Source organism: Lysobacter sp. F6437 (genome assembly GCF_052547215.1).
Genome location: NZ_JBQWRB010000001.1, coordinates 801,099 through 821,208 on the forward strand (window position 1 = coordinate 801,099; position 20,110 = coordinate 821,208).

General features: G+C 68.0%; 17 protein-coding genes. 12 read left to right on the forward strand and 5 right to left on the reverse strand.

The features are described 5' to 3' along the window. Positions 1 to 9: 9 nt before the first annotated feature. The 6 genes from ACT9F5_RS03720 (at position 10) to efpL (ending at position 7,698) form a co-directional block, all read left to right on the forward strand. Entirely contained in the window at positions 10 to 2,031 is a 2,022-nt protein-coding gene (locus tag ACT9F5_RS03720; RefSeq protein ID WP_445118584.1) for an acetyl-CoA carboxylase biotin carboxylase subunit, read from the forward strand. After that, entirely contained in the window at positions 2,028 to 2,681 is a 654-nt protein-coding gene (locus ACT9F5_RS03725) for a hypothetical protein (RefSeq protein ID WP_445118585.1), read from the forward strand. Before ACT9F5_RS03720 ends, ACT9F5_RS03725 begins: the two co-directional genes overlap by 4 nt. Further along, positions 2,678 to 3,568 (forward strand): hydroxymethylglutaryl-CoA lyase, encoded by an 891-nt coding sequence (locus tag ACT9F5_RS03730; RefSeq protein WP_445118586.1) that lies wholly within the window; start codon positions 2,678 to 2,680, stop codon positions 3,566 to 3,568. The genes ACT9F5_RS03725 and ACT9F5_RS03730 overlap by 4 nt, the downstream gene beginning before the upstream one ends. Continuing rightward, positions 3,569 to 6,154 (forward strand): EAL domain-containing protein, encoded by a 2,586-nt coding sequence (locus tag ACT9F5_RS03735; RefSeq protein WP_445118587.1) that lies wholly within the window; start codon positions 3,569 to 3,571, stop codon positions 6,152 to 6,154. Between the two features lie 76 nt (positions 6,155 to 6,230). Continuing rightward, entirely contained in the window at positions 6,231 to 7,001 is a 771-nt protein-coding gene (locus ACT9F5_RS03740) for an SDR family NAD(P)-dependent oxidoreductase (protein ID WP_445118588.1), read from the forward strand. 130 nt (positions 7,002 to 7,131) lie between these two features. Next, positions 7,132 to 7,698 carry an elongation factor P-like protein EfpL gene (gene efpL / locus ACT9F5_RS03745; RefSeq protein WP_445118589.1) on the forward strand — a complete coding sequence of 189 codons (567 nt, stop codon included), beginning with the start codon at positions 7,132 to 7,134 and terminating at the stop codon, positions 7,696 to 7,698. Positions 7,699 to 7,701: 3 nt separating this feature from the next. Here efpL and ACT9F5_RS03750 read toward each other — a convergent pair whose 3' ends face one another. The 3 genes from ACT9F5_RS03750 to ACT9F5_RS03760 all read right to left on the reverse strand — a co-directional run bounded on the left by ACT9F5_RS03750 (position 7,702) and on the right by ACT9F5_RS03760 (position 11,510). Next, the gene (locus ACT9F5_RS03750; protein WP_445118590.1) at positions 7,702 to 9,582 is read right to left on the reverse strand and encodes a zinc-dependent peptidase; all 1,881 of its coding nucleotides are present in this window, start codon (positions 9,580 to 9,582) and stop codon (positions 7,702 to 7,704) included. A gap of 63 nt (positions 9,583 to 9,645) precedes the next feature. After that, positions 9,646 to 9,981: a DUF2388 domain-containing protein gene (locus ACT9F5_RS03755; RefSeq protein ID WP_445118591.1), complete on the reverse strand. Its 336-nt coding sequence runs from the start codon at positions 9,979 to 9,981 to the stop codon at positions 9,646 to 9,648. A 140-nt stretch (positions 9,982 to 10,121) separates the two neighbouring features. After that, positions 10,122 to 11,510 (reverse strand): FAD-linked oxidase C-terminal domain-containing protein, encoded by a 1,389-nt coding sequence (locus tag ACT9F5_RS03760; protein ID WP_445118592.1) that lies wholly within the window; start codon positions 11,508 to 11,510, stop codon positions 10,122 to 10,124. A 109-nt stretch (positions 11,511 to 11,619) separates the two neighbouring features. Here ACT9F5_RS03760 and serA point away from each other — a divergent pair, with 109 nt between their 5' ends. Beyond that, on the forward strand, positions 11,620 to 12,882 hold the full coding sequence (gene serA / locus ACT9F5_RS03765) for a phosphoglycerate dehydrogenase (RefSeq protein ID WP_445118593.1): 1,263 nt from the start codon (positions 11,620 to 11,622) through the stop codon (positions 12,880 to 12,882). Between the two features lie 4 nt (positions 12,883 to 12,886). Here the strand turns inward: serA and ACT9F5_RS03770 are convergent, their stop codons facing one another. Further along, a complete protein-coding gene (locus ACT9F5_RS03770) occupies positions 12,887 to 13,429 on the reverse strand; it encodes an NUDIX domain-containing protein (RefSeq protein WP_445118594.1) in 543 nt (180 codons plus the stop codon). 209 nt (positions 13,430 to 13,638) lie between these two features. Here ACT9F5_RS03770 and ACT9F5_RS03775 point away from each other — a divergent pair, with 209 nt between their 5' ends. From ACT9F5_RS03775 to mtnC, 5 genes are all read left to right on the forward strand, one after another. Beyond that, entirely contained in the window at positions 13,639 to 15,105 is a 1,467-nt protein-coding gene (locus tag ACT9F5_RS03775) for an amino acid permease (protein ID WP_445118595.1), read from the forward strand. 9 nt (positions 15,106 to 15,114) lie between these two features. Next, the gene (locus ACT9F5_RS03780; RefSeq protein WP_445118596.1) at positions 15,115 to 16,410 is read left to right on the forward strand and encodes an amino acid permease; all 1,296 of its coding nucleotides are present in this window, start codon (positions 15,115 to 15,117) and stop codon (positions 16,408 to 16,410) included. Between the two features lie 68 nt (positions 16,411 to 16,478). Continuing rightward, positions 16,479 to 17,117: a methylthioribulose 1-phosphate dehydratase gene (locus tag ACT9F5_RS03785; protein WP_445118597.1), complete on the forward strand. Its 639-nt coding sequence runs from the start codon at positions 16,479 to 16,481 to the stop codon at positions 17,115 to 17,117. Continuing rightward, positions 17,114 to 17,668, forward strand: coding sequence for a cupin domain-containing protein (locus tag ACT9F5_RS03790; RefSeq protein WP_445118598.1), 555 nt, complete (start codon positions 17,114 to 17,116; stop codon positions 17,666 to 17,668). Before ACT9F5_RS03785 ends, ACT9F5_RS03790 begins: the two co-directional genes overlap by 4 nt. Next, the gene (gene mtnC / locus ACT9F5_RS03795; RefSeq protein ID WP_445118599.1) at positions 17,665 to 18,363 is read left to right on the forward strand and encodes an acireductone synthase; all 699 of its coding nucleotides are present in this window, start codon (positions 17,665 to 17,667) and stop codon (positions 18,361 to 18,363) included. The genes ACT9F5_RS03790 and mtnC overlap by 4 nt, the downstream gene beginning before the upstream one ends. Before the next feature lie 25 nt (positions 18,364 to 18,388). On the opposite strand, the gene ACT9F5_RS03800 is transcribed toward mtnC, so the two are convergent. Next, positions 18,389 to 20,107 (reverse strand): calcineurin-like phosphoesterase C-terminal domain-containing protein, encoded by a 1,719-nt coding sequence (locus ACT9F5_RS03800; protein WP_445118600.1) that lies wholly within the window; start codon positions 20,105 to 20,107, stop codon positions 18,389 to 18,391. Between the last annotated feature and the right edge of the window lie 3 nt (positions 20,108 to 20,110).

Sequence of the window (20,110 nt, forward strand, 5' to 3'; positions counted from 1 at the left end):
AGTGACCACGTGTTCGAAAAGATCCTGATTGCCAACCGCGGCGAGATCGCCTGCCGGGTCATCCGCACCTGCCGCGAGCTGGGCATCCGCACCGTCGCGGTGTATTCCGAGGCCGACGCCGGCGCCCAGCACGTGCGCCAGGCCGACGAGGCGCACTGCATCGGCGGCCCGCAGCCGGCCGACAGCTACCTGCGCGGAGACGCGATCATCGAGGTCGCGTGCCAGACCGGCGCGCAGGCGATCCACCCCGGCTACGGTTTCCTGTCGGAGAACGCCGACTTCGCCGACGCGGTGGAAGCCGCCGGGATCGCCTTCATCGGCCCGAAAGCCGCGTCGATGCGCAAGATGGGCTCGAAGGCCGGCGCCAAGGAACTGATGCAGGCCGCCGGCGTGCCGGTGGTGCCGGGCTACACCGGCGCGGAGCAGGACCCCGCGCACCTGCACGCCGCGGCCGACAAGGTCGGCTACCCGCTGATGATCAAGGCCGCGCACGGCGGCGGTGGCAAAGGCATGCGGATCGTGCGCGACAGCGGCGAGTTCCTGGCCAACCTGGAGTCGTGCCAACGCGAGGCGAAGAACGCCTTCGGCCGCGACCGGGTATTGCTGGAGCGCTACGTCGAGAAGCCCCGCCATATCGAGATCCAGGTGTTCGGCGATACGCACGGCAACGCGATCCACCTCAACGAGCGCGAGTGCTCGGCGCAGCGGCGCTACCAGAAGGTGCTGGAGGAATCGCCGTCGCATTTCCTCACCCCGGAAATGCGCGAGGCGATGGGCGCCGCCGCGGTGCAGGCCGCGCGCGCGATCGATTACGTCAATGCCGGCACGGTCGAGTTCATCGTCGGCCAGGACGGCCAGTTCTATTTCATGGAGATCAATACCCGGCTGCAGGTCGAACACCCCGTAACCGAATGCGTGACCGGGCTCGACCTGGTCGCGTGGCAGTTGCAGGTTGCCGCCGGTGATCCCCTGCCGCTGGCGCAGGAGCAGATCCGCAGCGACGGCCACGCGATCGAAGTGCGGTTGTACGCGGAAGATCCCGAGGCCGGCTTCCTGCCCGGCTCCGGCAAGCTCGAACGCCTGCGCCTGCCGACCCCCACCGAGCACGTGCGGATCGACTCGGGCGTGGTCGAAGGCGACACCGTGACGATCTTCTACGACCCGATGATCGCTAAGCTGATCGTCCACGACATCGACCGCCCGCGCGCCCTAGCCCGCCTGCGTTCCGCGCTGGCGCAATGCGAGGTCACCGGGCCGAAGTCGAACATCGAGTTCCTCGAACGGCTGGTCCGGCACCCGGCGGTGGTCGACGCCAGCATCGACACCGGCTACCTCGACCGCCACCTCGACCAGTTCGTGCCGGATGCAGGCAACGACATCGACACCGACCTGCTGCTGGCCGCCACCGTGACCCGGCTGCTGGCGCAGGAACACGACACCCGTGCCCGCGCCGGCAACTCGGGCGACCCGACCTCGCCGTGGGCGATCGCGGACGGCTGGCGGCTCGGTCACGGCAGCCGCCGCAGCCTCGCCTTCGGCCATCGCGACCAGCGCATCGAGGTGCATGCGCGCGGCAGCAATGGCGACTACCAGGTGGAACTGGCCGACACCGGCCACGACGGCGGTACCTACCAGATCAGCGGCGCGCGCCTGCACGAGGGCCACCTGAGCCTGCGGATTGATGCCCGCGCCCGCGGTTTCACCGTGCTCGACCGCGAACGCAACGTGCTGGTCCACGATGGCGAGCACCGCCTGCGCCTGCAACCGCTGGCGATGTACCGTCACGAGGAAGGCGCGGCCGGGGCCGGGGCCGACAATGTCGTCGCGCCGATGCCGGGCCGCGTGGTGGTGGTTCGCGCCGCGGCAGGCGACGCGGTCGAAGCCGGCCAGGAGGTGATGGTGATCGAGGCGATGAAGATGGAGCTCAGCCTCAAGGCGCCACGCGCCGGCACCATCGCCGGGGTCCGCGCGGCCGCCGGTGACTTCGTCGAAGCCGATGCGGTGCTGGTGGCGCTGGAGGGTGCGCAATGAACCGGTTCGCCCGTGCCATTGCCGTCCTGCTGTCCGGATCGATGCTGGCGGCCTGCAATCCCGCCGCCACCCCCGAAGTGGAGGCGGACATCGGCGACGCCTGCGACCGGATTCCATTCGCCGCCGCGCTGCCGTCTGCCGAGGTGATCGGCTCCAGGCCCCTGCTGTGGAAGGAATGCGGCGTCGCCGAGGTGAGTGCGCGCTATGGCCAGGAGGACCCCGAGACCGGCGACGGCGACCACTGCACCATCGATATCTCCGACACGCGTTTTGAAACACCCGACGGCGCCGCGGCCGTGGGTGCCGTCGGCGCATTCGACCATGGCAAGTCGCTGATGCTGAACTTCTCGAAGTTCAACGTCGAAGTTCTGGTGAAGTCCCGGGAGGGGATTCTCAACGAACCGGTACTGCTGGACATGCGTGGCGGTCCGTCCACCCTGCCCGTGGTCGGCCAGCTCGCCAACGGCGACACCTATGCCATCCCGGTGCCCGCCAGCCAGGAGGAACCGGGCAGCGATCCGCTGCTGGCGGTCATCAATGACCGCTACGCACTGACCATCGAATGCACCGACCCGGTCCTGAACCACGACCAGGCCGAGGCGATGTACCGCCCCTACGCCGCGGCCCTGCAACTGGACAAGCTGCCATGACATCCCACGTCCGCATCGTCGAAGTCGGCCCGCGCGACGGGCTGCAGAACGAGAAGACCCTGGTCGACACCGCCGACAAGATCGAACTGATCGACCGGCTCTCGGCCACCGGCCTGCAAAGCATCGAGGCGACCAGTTTCGTCAGTCCGAAGTGGGTGCCGCAGCTGGCCGACGCCGCCGAGGTATTTGCCGGCATCGCGCGCCACCCCGACGTGCATTACCCGGTATTGGTGCCCAACGAGAAGGGCTACGAGCGCGCGCGCGAGGTCGGGGTCGAGGAGATCGCGGTGTTTACCGCCGCCTCCGAAGCGTTCAACCGCAAGAACATCAACGCCTCGATCGACGAGTCGCTGGCCCGCTTCGCGCCGGTGCTGGCACGGGCGAAGGCCGACGGTGTGCGGGTGCGCGGCTACGTCTCAACCGTGCTCGGCTGCCCGTACCAGGGCGAGGTGCCGCTGGCCGATGTGGTCCGGGTTGCACGTGAACTGCATGCAATGGGCTGTTACGAGATTTCACTGGGCGACACCATCGGCGTCGGCACACCCGGCAAGGCGCGCGCGATGCTGAAGGCGGTCGCCGCCGAGGTGCCGATGCCCGCGCTGGCGGTGCACTTCCACGACACCTACGGGCAGGCGCTGTCGAACATCCTCGCCTGCCTGGAGCAAGGCGTGGCGGTGGTCGACTCGGCGGTCTCCGGCGTCGGCGGCTGTCCGTACGCGAAGGGCGCCAGTGGCAACGTCGCCAGCGAGGATGTTGTGTACATGCTTCACGGGCTCGGCATCGAGACCGGCATCGACCTCGATCGCCTCGCCGATACCGGTCGCTGGCTCGCGTCACTGTTGGGACGCGAGACCGGCAGCAAGGTCGGCAAGGCCCTGGCCGTGTAGATGAAAGCCGAGCCGCCCGACCAGCGCCCGCCCCTGCCCCTCGACGAGGTGGATGCGGCGGCGACGCTGGCGGCGCTCGACCGGGCCTGCAGCGACGACGCCCTGCCACCGGAACAGGCGGCCCTGCTGCAACAGGCACGCGATGCACTGCGCCTGGCCCTGCGCGACGAAGCATCCGCGCACCAGCGCTACCAGGCGCTGTTCGATGCCGTCCCCGACCCGGTCAGCATCATCGCCTGGGACGGCACCGTGCTCGACCTCAACAAGGCCGGCATCGCCGCCTACCAGCGACCGCGCGAGGACATCGTCGGCCGACCGATCGAGCTGTTGAATCCCGACCTGCCCTCCGGCCACATGGGCCCGGTGCACGATGCCTTGCTGCGCGGCGAGAGCTACGTGATCCAGGTCACCAACATGCGCGCCGACGGCAGCCGGTTCCCGGTGGAGGTGCATTCGGCCAATTTCGAGTACGACGGGCAGCGCAGCCTGGTCGCGGTCGCGCGCGACCTCAGCGCCCGGATCGATGCCGAGGCCCGGTTCCGCGTGCTGACCGAAATGGTCGACAAGGGCGTCGTGGTGCGCGACGCCAACGGCCGCACCGTCTATGCCAACGCCGCTGCGATGCGGCTGATGGACTCGCAGCACCGCCAGGGTTTCGAAGACCTGATCCGCGATGGGCACTGGCTGCTGGTGGGGGAGGACGGCCGCATCCTCACCGAGGACGCGCTGCCATCGAGCGAGGCGCTGCGCACGGGCAAGCCGGTCGGGCCGCGGGTAATCGGGTTCTTCAACCAGCGGCTGCGCCAGCTGAGCTGGTTGTCGGTGGGTTCGGTCCCGCAGTTCGCCGCGGGCGCGGACCGGCCACACCAGGTGCTGTCGATGTTCAGCGACATCACCGACCTCAAGCGCGACAGCGCGATGTTCGAGCGTGCCCAGGCCCTGGCGCACATCGGTGGATGGGAATGGGACACCGGCCAGGACCAGGTCTACCTGACCGCCGAGGCTCGCCGGATCATCGGCCGGACCCGCCCCCCGGACACCATCGACGGGCTGCTGGACTGCTTCGTCGACAACGACCGCGACCGCTTCCGTCTTGCCCTCGACCACGCGATGGCGACCGGCAAGGCGATCGAACTGGAGTTGCGCGGCGTCCGCGGCGATGGCCGGCCGTTCTGGGCGCGGGTGATCGGCGAGGCCGAGGCCGGCGGCCCGCTCCATGCGCGCCTGACCGGCACCTTGCAGGACGTCACCGAACGCATGCAGGCCGAGGAAACCCTGCGGACCCAGGCCCGGACCGACCCGCTGACCGGCCTGTTGAACCGTGACGCGATGCGTTTCGAGATCGAGCGCCGCCTGGCCGACCCCGCGCAGGCCCGGCTGGCGGTGCTGTACATCGACCTGGACCGGTTCAAGATCGTCAACGACGTGCTGGGCCACGCCGCGGGCGACCGCCTGCTGGCGTCGGCATCGCGGCGGATCCAGCACGCGGTCGGCACCGAAGGCGTGATCGGACGGTTCGGCGGCGACGAGTTCCTGGTGGTCTGCGCGACGGACGACGACCCCGCGCGCCCGCCGCGATTGGCCGACGCCATCCTCGACATCTTCGGCGACAGCTTCCGGCTCGACGGCGAGGAATTCGCGATCACCGCCAGCATCGGCATCGCCCAGGCGCCCGACGACAGCACCCGCTCGCAGCAGCTGATCCAGAGCGCCGACGTCGCGATGTACGACAGCAAGCGCCGCGGCCGCAACAGCTGGCAGGTCTTCACCGCGGAACTGGCGGCGCAGCAGAACGAACGGCTGCAGTTGGAGACCCAGCTGCGCCGCGCCGTCAGCAACGACGAGTTGCACCTGGTCTATCAGCCGCAGATCGAGCTCTCCAGCGGGCGTCTGGTCGCCGCCGAGGCGCTGGTGCGCTGGCGCAACCGCGCGCTGGGCGAGATGGCGCCGGGACAGTTCATCGGCCATGCCGAGACCACGGGCGACATCGTCGGGATCGGCGACTGGGTGCTCACCGAAGCCTGCCGCCAGTTGCGCGACTGGCGCGAGCGCGGGCTGCCGCTGGAACGGGTCGCGGTCAACGTCTCCTATCGGCAGTTCCTTGGCGAAAACCTCGCCGAGCACGTGCGTGTCGCGCTCGCCGAGTCCGGCTTGCCCGGCAGCGCACTGGAACTGGAGTTCACCGAGCGGGTGCTGATCGAGGACGAACCCGACACGCTGCGCACGTTCGCCGCGTTGCGCGAGCTCGGCGTGGTGCTGTCGATCGACGACTTCGGCGAGGGCTACAGCGCGCTCAATTACCTGCGCCGGCTGCCGATCCACGGGCTCAAGCTGAGCCAGCTGTTCGTGCAGGGCGTGCCGGGCAACGCGTCGGACGTCGCGGTCTGCCAGGCCATCACCGGGATCGCCCGCAGCCTTGGGCTGGGGTTGGTCGCGGAGGGGATCGAAACCGTCGCCCAGCGGGATTTCCTGGTCGGGCTGGGGGTCGGCATCGGCCAGGGATTCCTGTTCTCTCCCGGGCTGACGCCGGCCGAGATGCAACACCGGTACCTGCCGTCCGCGATGATCCGGGGCCGCGCCACGTAGGGAGTCGACGGCCGCGGACCCACGCCGGTCCAGCCGGTCGCTTAGAATCGCGGGTTTCCGCCCGCAGGAATTCCCCATGCAACTTTCCGATACCCGCGCCATCGTCACCGGTGGCGTTTCCGGCCTCGGCCTCGCGGTCGCCCGGCACCTGGTCAAGCACGGCGGCAAGGTCGCGCTGTTCGATGTCAACGACGACAAGGGCGCTGCCGCGGTCGCCGAGCTGGGCGATGGCAAGGCGCGTTTCTACAAGACCGACGTGTCCGACGAGGCGCTGGTCGCGGCCAACGTCGCCGCCGCACGCGAGTTCCTTGGTGGCCTGAACGTGGCGGTCAACTGTGCCGGCATCCTCGGCGCCGGTCGTGTACTGGGCCGCGAGGGCTCGATGCCGTTGTCGCAGTTCCAGTCCACGGTGATGGTCAACCTGGTCGGCAGTTTCAACGTCGCCAAGGCCGCCGCCGAGGTCATGCAGCACAACGAGGCAGGCGTCGACGGCGAGCGCGGCGTGATCGTCAGCACCGCTTCGGTCGCCGCCTACGAGGGCCAGATCGGCCAGGCTGCGTACTCGGCGTCGAAGGGCGGCGTGGTCGGCATGACCCTGCCGATGGCGCGCGAACTGGCGCGCTTCGGCATCCGCGTGATGACGATTGCCCCCGGCGTGTTCTGGACCCCGATGGTCGACGGCATGCCGGAGAGCGTGCAGCAGTCGCTGGCGGCGACGATCCCGTTCCCGTCGCGGCTTGGCCAGCCGGAGGAGTTCGCCGACCTTGTCGCGTACATCCTTGGCAACACGTATCTCAACGGCGAGACCATCCGCCTGGATGGCGCGACCCGCCTGGCCCCGAAGTAATTCATCCCACTCTGCAAATGCCGTTGTAGGAGCGGCTTCAGCCGCGATCTGAAATCGTTCGCCCGCGCCGACTCCCGATCGCGGCTGAAGCCGCTCCTACACAAGCCGCATCCCCAACCCCGGAAATCGCATGAAAGCTTTCGACGTCAAGAAAGGCAACGTGGTCGAGTACAACAACACCGTCTACCAGGTGCGCGGCATCGAGCGCAGCTCGCCGCAGGGCCGTGGCGGCAACGTCAAGTTCCGTTTCACCCTGTACTCGGTGCCGGGCGGCAACAAGTTCGACCTCAGCCTCGGTGGCGACGACGAACTGAAGGAAGTCGAGCTGAGCCGCCGCCAGGCGACCTACTCGTACAAGGACGGCGATGCGTTCGTGTTCCTCGACGACGAGGACTACACCCCGTACACGCTCGATGCCGACGTGGTCGGTGACGACGCCGGCTACATCGTCGACGAGCTGACCGGTTGCTACGTGCAGATCATCGATGACCAGCCGGTGGCGCTGCAGCTTCCCGCCAGCGTCGCGATCGAGGTGGTCGAGACCCCGCCGGAGCTCAAGGGCGGCACCGCGACCAAGCGGCCGAAGCCGGCGCGCTTGTCGACCGGGCTGGAGATCATGGTCCCGGAGTACATCGGCAATGGCGAGCGGGTGCTGGTGAGCACGCTCACCGGCGAGTTCGCCGGCCGCGCCGACTGACGATCACGGCAGGCGCAATCCGTCGCCTGCCTCGTGCAGGGCGCGCAGGCGGTCGCCCAGCAACGTGACGTTGGCCTGGGCGCCGTCCAGCCGTGCGCGCGCAGCCGGATCGAGCAATTCGCGCACCTCGGCGGTGAGCTGTTCGCCGAGACGCTGTAGACCCACGCGCCGGCGTGCGCCTTCGGCGGCCAGCCATTGCAGTTCTCCGTGCTGCGGCAGGCCATAACCGGCCTGCCCGTCCAGCAATTCGGCCGGGCGACTCAGGAAGCCGCTCTGCTCCAGGACCTGCTGCAATTGCTCATCGGCATCGGCGAAACGGGGGTCGTCCGTAGTGCGGTCGAGATAGCGCCGCTTGAGGTCCTCGCGCGCCAGCAGGACTTCGCGCCGGTAGGCGGCCTGCTCCAGCAGCAATAACGCAGCACTGGCTCGCAGGCCTGCGTCGCGCAGCCAGGGCCGGCGAGCATCGGGAGACGCATCCAACCAGCCCTCGACGGAGGCCGGTGGCAACGCCAGCTCGCCACGTGCCACGTCGTACATCGCCTGGAAACGCTCGCGTAGCGAATCGAACCGGTAGCCCAGCCGCAGCGCCTCGCGCCGGTCGTCGAGCACCGCGGTGTCGGCGATGCCCTGCTCGCGTAACTGCCTCATCAATCCTGTCGGGGTGATGCTGTCGAGCCGCTCAGCAACCAGCCGCGGCACGCCGTCGTGCAGCAACTTGAAGGTCTCCACCGCGCAATTGTTGGTCAGGAAGTAGTAGCGCCCGTCGTAACTCCAGTGCAGTTTCGCGGCGCGCTCGAGCAGGCCGGCGACCTCGTCGCGCTCCAGTCGCAACGGCACCGAACGCAGGCCGCGCAACTGGTCCTTGGTGTACTCCTCGACCACCTGCGACAGCGGCAGCACGAACAGCCGCGACGGATAGGAGCCGGTCAGCCCGCGCCAGCTGGACAGCTGCACGTCGTCGACGAACGCACGGAACGACAGCACCAGGTGGTGCTGCAGGTCGAGCCGGCAGTCCGGACCGCGCGGACGTCCGGGTGCGCACACCACCAGCCGCAGCATCCCGTGGCCCCAGCGGCTCATCAGTTGGTCATTGCCTTCGGCCAGCAGGTAGTCGACCTGGTAGACCCGCTCGGGGTCGAGGATGCCCACGACCTTTGCGTCGGGATCGTCCGAGGTATCGAGGAACGGGTAGCCGGCGGCGCAGTCATCCTGCGGCGGCGACCAGTCGAAGTACGCGCTGAACCAGCGATGCAACGCGGGCCGGCGGCAGGCGTAGGCCGGGTCGAGCAGGAAGTACTCCATGTTGACCGCGACGAACTCCTCCGGATCGGTGAGCTCGTAGGGGTCGGGGCTGCGGTCGACGAAGCGATTGTCCGCCAGCCGCGACCGGCGATGCACCTTGACCTGCCAGCCGGCGAGGTCGAGCAGTCGCGGGTCGTCGGACAGGCGCTGTTCCCGGTCGAGGAAATGGGTCAGCTCGTGCAGCACCGTCGCCAGCAATTCGCGGCGCTGGCTGCGGTGCGGGCGGTCACTGCGCAGCGTGGCGGCACTGCCATCGGTTAGCGCCGGCAGCAGGCGGCGGTTGAGCAACAGGTCGGTCCGTTCGGCGCGGCCGTAGGACGCATGCGGAAGCGCGTCGCTCCAGCGGACCGGCACCGCCCGATCCAGTTGGTTCATGAATTGAGGCGGCAACCGCGCCAGCGCGTCGTCGAGCAGCCGCTGGCTGGCGTCGACCTGCGCGGGGGCCAATCCCTGCGTGTCGAGCCGGAGCCGCAGCCCTGCCGATGGATCTCCAGGCGGTGGTCCGCTGGATTGCGGCGGCGTAGCCTGCTGCGGCGAGGCATGGACCGGCAACCCGGCCAGCAGCAGCGCACCGGACAGCACCAGTGCGGCTCCCGGCCAGCCAAGGCCCCTGTGCCAGCGGCCGGGTTTCACGACGCCACGGCGTCAGATGGCGAGGATCGCCTGCGCCAGTTCGTCATCGCTGGCCTGGCGGGCGGCGGGCAGCAGCTCGCGGATATGTAGGAAGGCGGCCTCCAGGTGCACCCCGCGGATCGCGCCGGCGCTTGCGACGTAGCTTGCGGCGTCATCGCGCGCGGCGAGGACGATCTTGTCGCTGCTGAACGAGCCGCTGGTGCCGGAGGTGCCATCGGAAATGGCTTTGACCGACCCGCTCAACGAATCGGAGATCGTGTAGAAGGTCGATGCCGGGGTGGTCATCGAGAGGCCGAGCAGCAGCGTGGCGGTGAGCAGGCGGATCGCGGGCTGGTGGGGGTGTCTCATCGGATGGGTCCTGTCACTGGTGGAAGCACAGTCGTGCGCCGGGAGGGATCAGCCGGCACAGCCTACCGTCGTCGGGCGTCAATCGCATGTCCGGGCCGCGCAAATGCGACGCACTGACGGAAACGGTTCAGTCGCGGAGGCTATCGATCCAGCAACTTGCCCGGATTCATGATGCCGTGGGGATCGAGTACACGGGCTATCCCGCGCATGATCGCGATCTCGGCCGCGCTGCGGGTGCCCTCGAGGCAGGCCTTCTTGACCAGTCCGATGCCGTGCTCGGCCGAAATGCTGCCGCCGTGGCGCGCCAGCGTGTCCGACAGCAGCCGGGTCACCGATTCGCACTGGTCGACGAAGCCGGCGGCGTCGTACCCCTCCGGCTTGAGCACGTTGATATGCAGGTTGCCGTCGCCGACGTGGCCGAACCACACCACCTCGAACTGCGGGTATTCGCGCGCAAGCAGCGCCTGCGCCTCGGCCAGGAACGCCGGCATCGCCGACACCCGCACGGAGACGTCGTTCTTGTAGGGCGTGTGGGGCGCCAGGCTCTCGGTGATGCCTTCGCGCAGGCGCCACAGTTGCGCGGCCTGCGCGTCGCTCTGGCTGATCACCCCGTCGCTGACCAGGCCGGCCCCGAGGCAATGCTCGAACGCCTCCAGCGCGGCCGCATCCCCACCCGGATCACCCGCGGCGAACTCGGCGACGACATAGTACGGATGGATTTCGGCGAACGGTGCCTGCGCCCCGTGCGCGAGGACATGCCGCAACGCACGGTCGGTGAAGAACTCGAACGCTTGCAGTTGCAGCCTCTCGCGGAAGGCGGCGAACACCTGCATCAACACCTCGAACGACGGCAACGCGAGCAGCATCACGTTGGTCGGCGGCGCGGGGTCGGCCAGCCGCAGGATCGCCTCGACCACGATCCCGAGGGTGCCCTCCGAGCCGATCATCAGGTGGCGCAGGTCGTAGCCGCTGGAATTCTTCAGCAGGCCACGATTGAGTTCCAGCAGGTCGCCCGCGCCGGTGACGACGGTCAGTCCGGCGATCCACGCGCGGGTGTTGCCATGGCGGATCACCCGGATGCCGCCGGCGTTGGTCGCGATGTTGCCGCCGATCGTGCAGGACCCGCGCGCGGCGAAGTCGACCGGGTACTGCAAGCCATGTTCGCGCGCCGCGTCCTGCACCGTCTGCAACGCGATGCCGGCCTGCACCGTGAGGCTGCGATCGACCGGATCGAAATCGAGTACGCGATTCATGCGCTCCAGGCTCACCACCAGCTCGCCGTTGGCCGCGACCGCGCCGCCGGACAAACCGGTGCGCCCACCGGACGGCACGATGGCGATGCCTTCGTCGTTGGCCCAGCGCACCAGCGCCTGCACCTCGCCGATGCTGCCCGGCAGGGCGATGGACAGCGGCGCCGGGATCCAGCGCCGCGTCCAGTCGCGACCGTAATGCTCCAGGTCGGATGGCTCGGTCTTGAGCCGCAGTCCCGGGGCGGCGGCCAGCAGGGCATCGAAGCGCGGATCGTTCATCGTCTGGCCGTCGCGGGAGGAAGTGCGAGCGTGCCAGCGCTGCAGGCCGCACGTCCAGTGGTGCGCCGCAGCAAACCGCAGGGATTTCTGCGATATTCGTGCTTCCTAGTTGCCTCGCTTACGACCGCCTGCCGTGACCAAGAAGACGTCCTACCCCAAGAGCGACATCCGCGTGCTGCTGCTGGAAGGCGTCAGCCAGAACGCGGTCGATGCGTTCCGCGAGGCCGGTTACTCGCAGATCGAGATCCACGACAAGTCGCTGCCGGAGGACGAACTGCGGCGCCAGATCGCCACCGCCCACATCATCGGTATTCGCTCGCGCACCCAGCTCACCGCGGACGTGCTGGCCGAGGCCCGGCGGCTGATAGCGATCGGTTGCTTCTGCATCGGCACCAGCCAGGTCGACCTCGATGCCGCAGAACGGCTCGGCATCCCGGTGTTCAACGCGCCCTACTCCAACACCCGCAGCGTCGCGGAGCTGGTGGTCGCCGAGGCGATCATGCTGATGCGCGGGATCCCGCAGAAGAGCGCGCAATGCCATCGGGGGGGCTGGTCGAAATCCGCCACGGGCAGCCACGAGGTCCGTGGCAAGACGATTGGAATCGTCGGCTACGGCCACATCGGCACCCAGGTCGGGCTGATCGCCGAGGCGCTGGGGATGCAGGTGCTGTTCCACGACATCGAGGCCAAGCTGTCGCTCGGCAACGCGCGCGCCGCCGCGGGGCTGGACGACCTGCTGGCACGCAGCGACGTGGTGACCCTGCATGTGCCGGAAACCCCGGCCACGCGCGACATGATCGGCGCCGCGCAGATCGCGGCGATGCGTCGCGGCGCGCATCTGATCAACGCCTCGCGCGGTAAGGTCGTCGACATCGACGCACTCGCCCAGGCATTGCAGTCGGGGCAGCTCGGCGGTTCGGCGGTGGACGTGTTCCCGGTCGAGCCCAAGGCCAATGGCGACCTGTTCGAGTCGCCGCTGGTGGGCCTCGACAACGTGATCCTGACCCCGCACATCGGCGGCAGCACGCTGGAGGCGCAGGACAACATCGGGCTGGAGGTCGCCGCCAAGCTGGTGCGCTACAGCGACAACGGCTCGACCCTGTCGGCGGTCAACTTCCCCGAGGTCACCCTGCCCGGGCACGAGGGCAGCCTGCGCCTGCTGCATATCCACCGCAACGTGCCGGGCGTGCTGTCGCGGGTCAACGAGATCTTCTCGCAGGCCGGGGTCAACATCGACGGTCAGTTCCTGCGCACCCACCCCGAGGTGGGTTACGTGGTGATCGACGTCACCGCGGACGATGCGCAGGCGGCGCAGTTGAAGGAGCAACTGGCGGCGATTCCCGGGACCCTGCGGACGCGAAGCCTGGTCTGAGCCACTACGTCCGCTGCAACCACTTGAGCGCCATCCGGCGCAGCGACGGGTCGGCATCGGGATCGGCGGCGATCGCATCGATGTCGCGCCAGGCCAAGTCGAGCGACTCGGGGCTGACCACGAAATCCTCGTTGGCGCCGGTGCGCACCACGTAGCGCGCGTCGTAGTGCCAATGCCCGGGCACGTCGCCGCGTTCGGGGATCCAGTGGCGGTCGAGATCGAACAATCCGCCCTCCAGCGTGAGTCCGTCGAGCCCGGACTCCTCTTCCGCTTCGCGCAACGCAACCCGCGCGAGATCGATATCGCCGTCGGCGTGGCCGCCCAGTTGCAACCAGCGATCAAGCTTGCGGTGGTGGGTAAGCAGCACCCGGTGCCCGGAGCGATCGACCAGCCAGCTCGACCCGGTCAGGTGCCCCGCGAGGCGTTCGCGCAGGAACGGATTGCTGTCCGGGCCGTCGTCCTGCGTCGCCAGCAATTGCTCGAACAACGCGATGACATCGGCCTCGCCGGGCCACCGGCGTCGATAGTCGATCAGTGCCCCGTTCACGAAGCTGCCAGCGGAATCCAGGCCTGCATACATACGTAAAGGTACGTTCGGTTTCGGGCGGAAGCCGGGATTATCCGCGCACCACCACGCGATTGTGACCCCCGTTATGGCGCTTGCCGCTCGTTTCTCCGCTGGGGTATTGTCGGGCGTTGCTTCACGCACCGTACACGGCCAGCTGCCGCTCGCCGCCAACTCAATTGGGGATCCGGATGCTCAAGAACCTGTTAGCCACCAAGCCGATCGCACCGGCGGGACACGTCGATGCGGGCGAGCCGTTCGAGGGCAGCCTGGAGGGCGAACCCACACTCCAGCGCACCCTCACCGGCACCCAGCTGATCATGCTCGGCATCGGTGCGGTGATCGGCGCCGGCATCTTCGTGCTGACCGGCCAGGCCGCGGCGGAATACGCCGGCCCGGCGGTGATGCTCAGCTTCATCCTCGCCGGCATCGCCTGTGCCTTCGCCGGCCTGTGCTATGCCGAGTTCGCGGCGATGCTGCCAGTCTCGGGCAGCGCGTATTCGTACTCCTACGCCACCCTGGGTGAAGGCGTGGCCTGGTTCATCGGCTGGTGCCTGGTGCTCGAGTACCTGTTCGCGTCCTCGACGGTGGCGGTGGGCTGGTCGGGCTACCTCAACGCGTTCCTCAGCAATTTCGACCTGGCGCTGCCGACGGCATTGGCCAGTGCGCCGTTCGCCTACGACAACGGCACGTTCTCCCACACCGGCGGCATCGTGAACCTGCCAGCGGTGCTGATCATCGCCGCGGTCAGTGCGGTCGGCTATGTCGGCATCACCCAATCGGCGTTCGTCAACTCGATCATCGTCGCGATCAAGGTCTCGGTGATCGTGCTGTTCATCGCCTTCGGCATCCAGTACATCGACCCGGCGAACTGGGAGCCGTTCATCCCGCCGAGCGAGGGTGGCAACACCTACGGCGTGGCCGGCGTGCTGCGCGCGGCGTCGGTGGTGTTCTTCGCCTACATCGGCTTCGACGCGGTATCCACCGCGGCCGGCGAGGCGAAAAATCCGCAGAAGGACATGCCGATCGGCATCCTCGGCTCGCTGGCGGTCTGCACCGTGCTGTACATCGTGATGTGCGCGGTGCTGACCGGAATGATGGACTTCCGCCTGCTCGGCACGCCCGAGCCGGTATCGACCGCGCTCAACAACTACCCGAGCCTGGGCTGGTTGCAGACCCTGGTCGAGCTCGCCGCGATCGCCGGCCTGTCGTCGGTGATCCTGGTGATGCTGATGGCGCAGCCGCGCATCTTCTACAGCATGTCGCGCGACGGCCTGATGCCCAAGCTGTTCGGCAAGGTCCACCGCAAGTACCACACCCCGTACATCGGCACCGTCATCGTCGGCATCATCGCCGCGGCGCTGGCCGGCCTGATGCCGCTGGGGCTGCTGGGCGACATCGTGTCGATGGGCACCCTGCTGGCGTTCGCCACGGTCTGCGCCGGCGTGCTGGTCCTGCGCTTCACCAAGCCCGACCTCCCGCGCCCGTTCCGGGTGCCGCTGGCGATCGTGATCTGCCCGCTCGGATTCGTCGCCTGCCTGTACCTGTTCTCGCTGCCGTTCGCCGAACACTGGCACCTGCTGGTGGGCTGGATCATCATCGGCGCGCTGATCTACGGGCTCTATGGCTACCGCCACAGCAAGCTGCGCAACGGGTAATCCACCCCAATGAGTTCACGCAAGATCGGCCCGGTGCTGGCCACCTTCGTGGTGGCCAACAACATGATCGGCTCGGGATTCTTCCTGTTGCCGGCCAGCCTCGCCACTTCCGGCGCGGTCACTGTCTTCAGCTGGGTGATCGGCACCGCGCTTGCGCTGATGCTGGGCGGGGCGTTTGCGCGGCTGGCCCGCCATTATCCGAACCTGCAGTCGGCCGACGATTACGTGCGGCCATCGCTGGGGCGTGATGCGAGCTTCCTGGCTTCCTCGCTGTACTGGGTGTCGTCCTGGATCGGCAACAACGCGATCGCAGTGGCGGCATTCGGCTACCTGGTCATGTTGCTGCCGCTGGATGGCGGCAATCCGATGGTGCAGGTCGGCGGCCAGATCGCGCTTATCTGGCTGATGTTCGCAGTCAACCTGCTGGGCCCGAAACCGGTCGCGAAGTTCCAGTCGTTCTGCGTGGTATTCGGGTTGTTGCCGGTGGCGGTGGTGTTGCTGTTCGGCTGGGGCCACTTCGACCCCGACATCTACGATGCGGCGTGGAACGTCTCGGGCGAATCCGACGGTTCGGTGGTGTTCGGTTCGCTGGGCGCGATTTTCTGGGCCTTCGTCGGGCTGGAAACCGGGGCGATGATCGCCGGACTGGTGCGCGACCCGGACCGCGACGTGCCGATCGCGACGCTGGGTGGCGTGCTCATCGCCGGTATCGTCTACATCGTTTCCTCGGTACTGGTGATGGGCATCGTGCCCGCGCAGGAACTGGCCGCATCCAGCGCGCCGTTCGCGTTGGTCGCCGCCGAGATCTTCGGCCCGTGGGCGGCAATCGCGATCGCCGCCGCCGCGGCGCTCAAGGCGACCGGCACCCTCGGTGGCTGGATGCTGGTGACCGGCGAAACCGGCGCGCAGGCGGCCCAGCGCGGGTTCCTGCCCGGGGTGTTCGGTCGCCTCAACCGGCGCGGCGCGGCTGGCTGGGGCCTGCTGATCGTGGCGTCGGCGATGAGCGTCATCGCGGTCCTGACCCTGTCGCCCAACGTGTCCGGACAGTTCGGGACGATCATCGGCATCGTGGTCAACCTGGTGGTGCTCGCGTACGCCGCCGCCGGCCTGAGCCTGGTGGTCGGCACCCGCGAGCGCCGCGCGAGTACCAGCGACCGCCTGCTCGGAATCGGGGCCCTGGTCGCCTGCGCCCTGCTGCTGGGCTCGACCTCCGTCGAGATGTTGCTCGGCCTGGTCGCTGCGATGCTGGTGGCCTGGGTGCTGTTCCGGCTGCTCGGTCGCAAGGACGCCGCCCAGGCAGGCTGAACGCGTGCAGCCTGCAGTTGGCAGGCCCGGACCGTTCCAGACACTCGCCGCGTTGCTAAACTCGCGGCATGAGCCCGTCCCTGCCCTACGACCCGCAACAACTGAAGCAACGCGCCGGCGAGATCATCGTCAACGTGCGCGAACTGGCCGCCGCCGGCTGGACCCCTGCGACCAGCAGCAATTTCTCGCTGCGGCTGGATGACCGCCATGTCGCGATCACCGTGTCGGGCGGCGACAAGGGTCGCCTGACCGAAGCCGACATCATGGTGGTAGACCTCGACGGCCAGCCGGTCGCAACCGACCAGCGACCATCGGCCGAGACGCTGCTGCACACCCAGCTGTACAAGCGTTTCGCCGAGATCGGCTGCGTGCTGCACACGCACTCGATGAACCAGACCGTCGCATCGCGGCTGTATTCCGGCACCGGCCACGTGCATCTCGAGGGATACGAGCTGCTCAAGGCCTTCACCGGCAACACCACCCACGAGACCACGATCGAGCTGCCGGTGCTGCCCAACAGCCAGGACATGCACACGCTCGCAGCGCAGGTCGATGCCCTGCTCGACCAGCAATGCATGTGGGGCTACCTGATCGACGGCCACGGCCTGTACACCTGGGGCCGCGACATGGCCGAAGCGCGACGCCATCTGGAAGCATTCGAGTTCCTGCTCGGTTGCGAACTGGAACTGAGGAGACTGCACCAGTGAGCCGCCTGCGGATCTTTGCCGACAGCGAGCCGGGGGCCGCGCTGTTGTCCACCCGCGACCATGCCGCGATGGCTGCCGAGCTGGCGACGATCGGCGTCGGGTTCGAGCAATGGGAGGCCAGTGCGCCCGTTGCGCCGGGCGACAGTCCCGAAACGATCCTCGCCGCGTACCGCGACGACATCGACCGGCTGGTCGCCGAACGCGGATTCAAGAGCGTCGACGTGGTCAGCATCGCGCCGGACAATCCCAATCGCGAAGAGATGCGCGCGAAGTTCCTCGACGAGCATTTCCACAAGGAGGACGAGGTCCGCTTCTTCGTCGCGGGCTCGGGCCTGTTCACCCTGCACGTGGGCGACCGGGTCTACGAGATCCTGTGCGAACAGGGCGACCTGGTCGCGGTGCCCGACGGCACCACCCACTGGTTCGACATGGGTCCGGAGCCGAGCTTCGTCGCGATCCGCTTCTTCACCGAGCCCGACGGCTGGGTCGGCCACTTCACCGGTACCGACATCGCCCAGCACTTCCCGCGCTACGAGCCCTCGCACCAATGACCCGCGCCATCCTCACCGACATCGAAGGCACCACCAGCAGCATCTCGTTCGTCAAGGACGTGCTGTTCCCGTATGCGCGACGCGCCCTGCCCGGCTTTGTCCGCGCGCATGGCAACGAACCACCGGTGCGCAAGTGGCTGGATGCGGTCGCGGCCGAGAACGGTGGTATGTGCCGCGACGAGATGATCGTCGAGGTGCTGCAGGGCTGGATCGACCAGGACCGCAAGCACACCGCGCTGAAGGCCCTGCAGGGCATGATCTGGGCGGCTGGCTACGACAGCGCCGACTTCACCGCCCACATCTACCCGGACGCGGCACCCGCTCTGCGTGAGTGGCACGATGCCGGGATGCCGCTGTACGTGTACTCCTCCGGCAGCGTGCCGGCGCAGCGGCTGTTCTTCGGCCACAGCGATGCTGGCGACCTGACCGCGCTGTTCAATGGCTGGTTCGACACCGAGGTGGGGGGCAAGCGCGAGGCCGGCAGCTATCGCCGGATCGCGGAATCGACCGATATTCCGGCGGGCGAGATCATGTTCCTGTCCGACGTGGTCGAGGAACTCGACGCCGCACGCGAGGCGGGATTCGACACCGTGCTGGTCGACCGTCTATCCGACTATCCGCAGCCGCGCACCGGCGACGCCGCCAACGGCCATCGCCGGGTCGAATCGTTCGCGGATATCTCTGTCGGCAGCTGAGCACCCGGTCGCATCGGGCCGTTGGCTACGCCTCGGCGTCGGCGAGCCGATAGACCGCCGAGGCCCGTTGCTCGCCTTGCCAGCGGTCGAACGCACGCACTTCGATCCGATGCTCGCCAACGTCCAGATCCGTGGGCAGGGCGCCGCGCCAAAGGTGCGTCGAGGGCTCCGCTTCAGGAGCACGGTCATAGCCACGCAGGGTCGTGGCGGCATCATCGCGAACGTTTTCAGCGAGCAAGCGCGGATCGGGGCGCGCGGTGCGGCGCATGGGTTTCCATTCACCGTCGTCGATGCGGTATTCGACGCGGGTGTCCTCCATGCCCATGAACACATTGGCGTACACGCCGGCCGCCGGGTACGCGCCGCGGCGCAACACCTTGGGCGCGTGCAGGGCCATCGCCTGGGTGACCGAAGGATCGTCGTCCTGTCGCGATGGCGGTGGCCAGATCGCGTCGTCGTCGGGCAGTCCCGCCGGATGCCAGGCCAACTCGTACTCGCCTTGGGCGCCCACGACCAGCGTGGCGTAGCCATTCGGGGTGCCGTCGGCCATGGTCGTGTCGGGAATGCCGTCGGCGCCCTTCACGCCCGACCAGAATGCGCCGCACGCCGCGCCGACGTTGTATTCGTGCAACGGTCGCGCGCCATGCCAGCCGGTTTCGGCGCCGTGGAATACATGCTGCTGGGTATGACTGTGGGCGCTGAGCAGCAGGACGTGCGGAAAGTCGTCGAGCAACGCGAACAGCCGCTCGCGGTCGGCATCGCGGAAGGCGTCGCGGCCGTCCGGTTCGAAAAACGGAATATGCACCGCGACCACCAGCAGCCGGTCTTTCGGCAGCGTCGGCAGGTAGGCTTCGAGGAAACCGAACTGGTCGTCACGCAGGCCGCCGGTGTAGGCCGGTTGCTGGCCAGGCCTATAGACCACGTCGTCGAGCACGACGAAGCTCGCCTGCCGCTCTTCCCATGCGAACGTGTCGGGGCCATAGGTGTTGCGGAACGTCAGCAGCGAGTCGGCATCTTTGCCGGCATCGAAGTCCAGGTCATGGTTGCCCGGTGCATGCAGCCACGACGTCTCTAGACTCGCGGTCACCTCGTTCAGCGCCGGATACAGCGAGAGGTCGTCATTCACGACGTCGCCCAATGTCAGCCCGAGGTCCGCCGGTGCGCCTTCCGAGATATGGCGCTCCACCGTTCCGTCAGCCGACATGACGCCTTCCTGCAATACCTGGTCGACCAATACCGAGCCGACGATGTCGCGCTTGTAATAGCCCACGTCGACCATCGACTTGACCTGTGGGTCTGCGAACACCGCGACCCGCAACCGGCTCTCGTCACGGAGGATATTGACCCGATCGATCCTGGCCAGCGGGAAGTCCTTGCACAACACCGGTTGCACCGGAATGCCGCCGTATTCCAAGTCCGGCCCGGGCATCGTGCGGATGTTGCGCCAGTAGTCCGGGAGTCCGTTGTTCCTGCGCCCGGCCTCGTAGCCAGGCGGCTTGATCATGAAGATGCTGCGGCCATCGACGACCGGTAACGTGTAGCGTCCTTCCGCATCGGTAGTGACGATGCGGACGCCGTCGGAGACCTTGACGTCCGCGATGCCGGGCTCGCCGGGATCGCGCGCGCCGTCGTGATCATCGTCCTCGAACACGATGCCGCCGTTGCAGGGCGACGCGGCGACTGCCGGCCCCACGGCCAGGAAAACGAGCAGCACGGCAGCGGGCAACAGGCGCGAACACCGCATGAA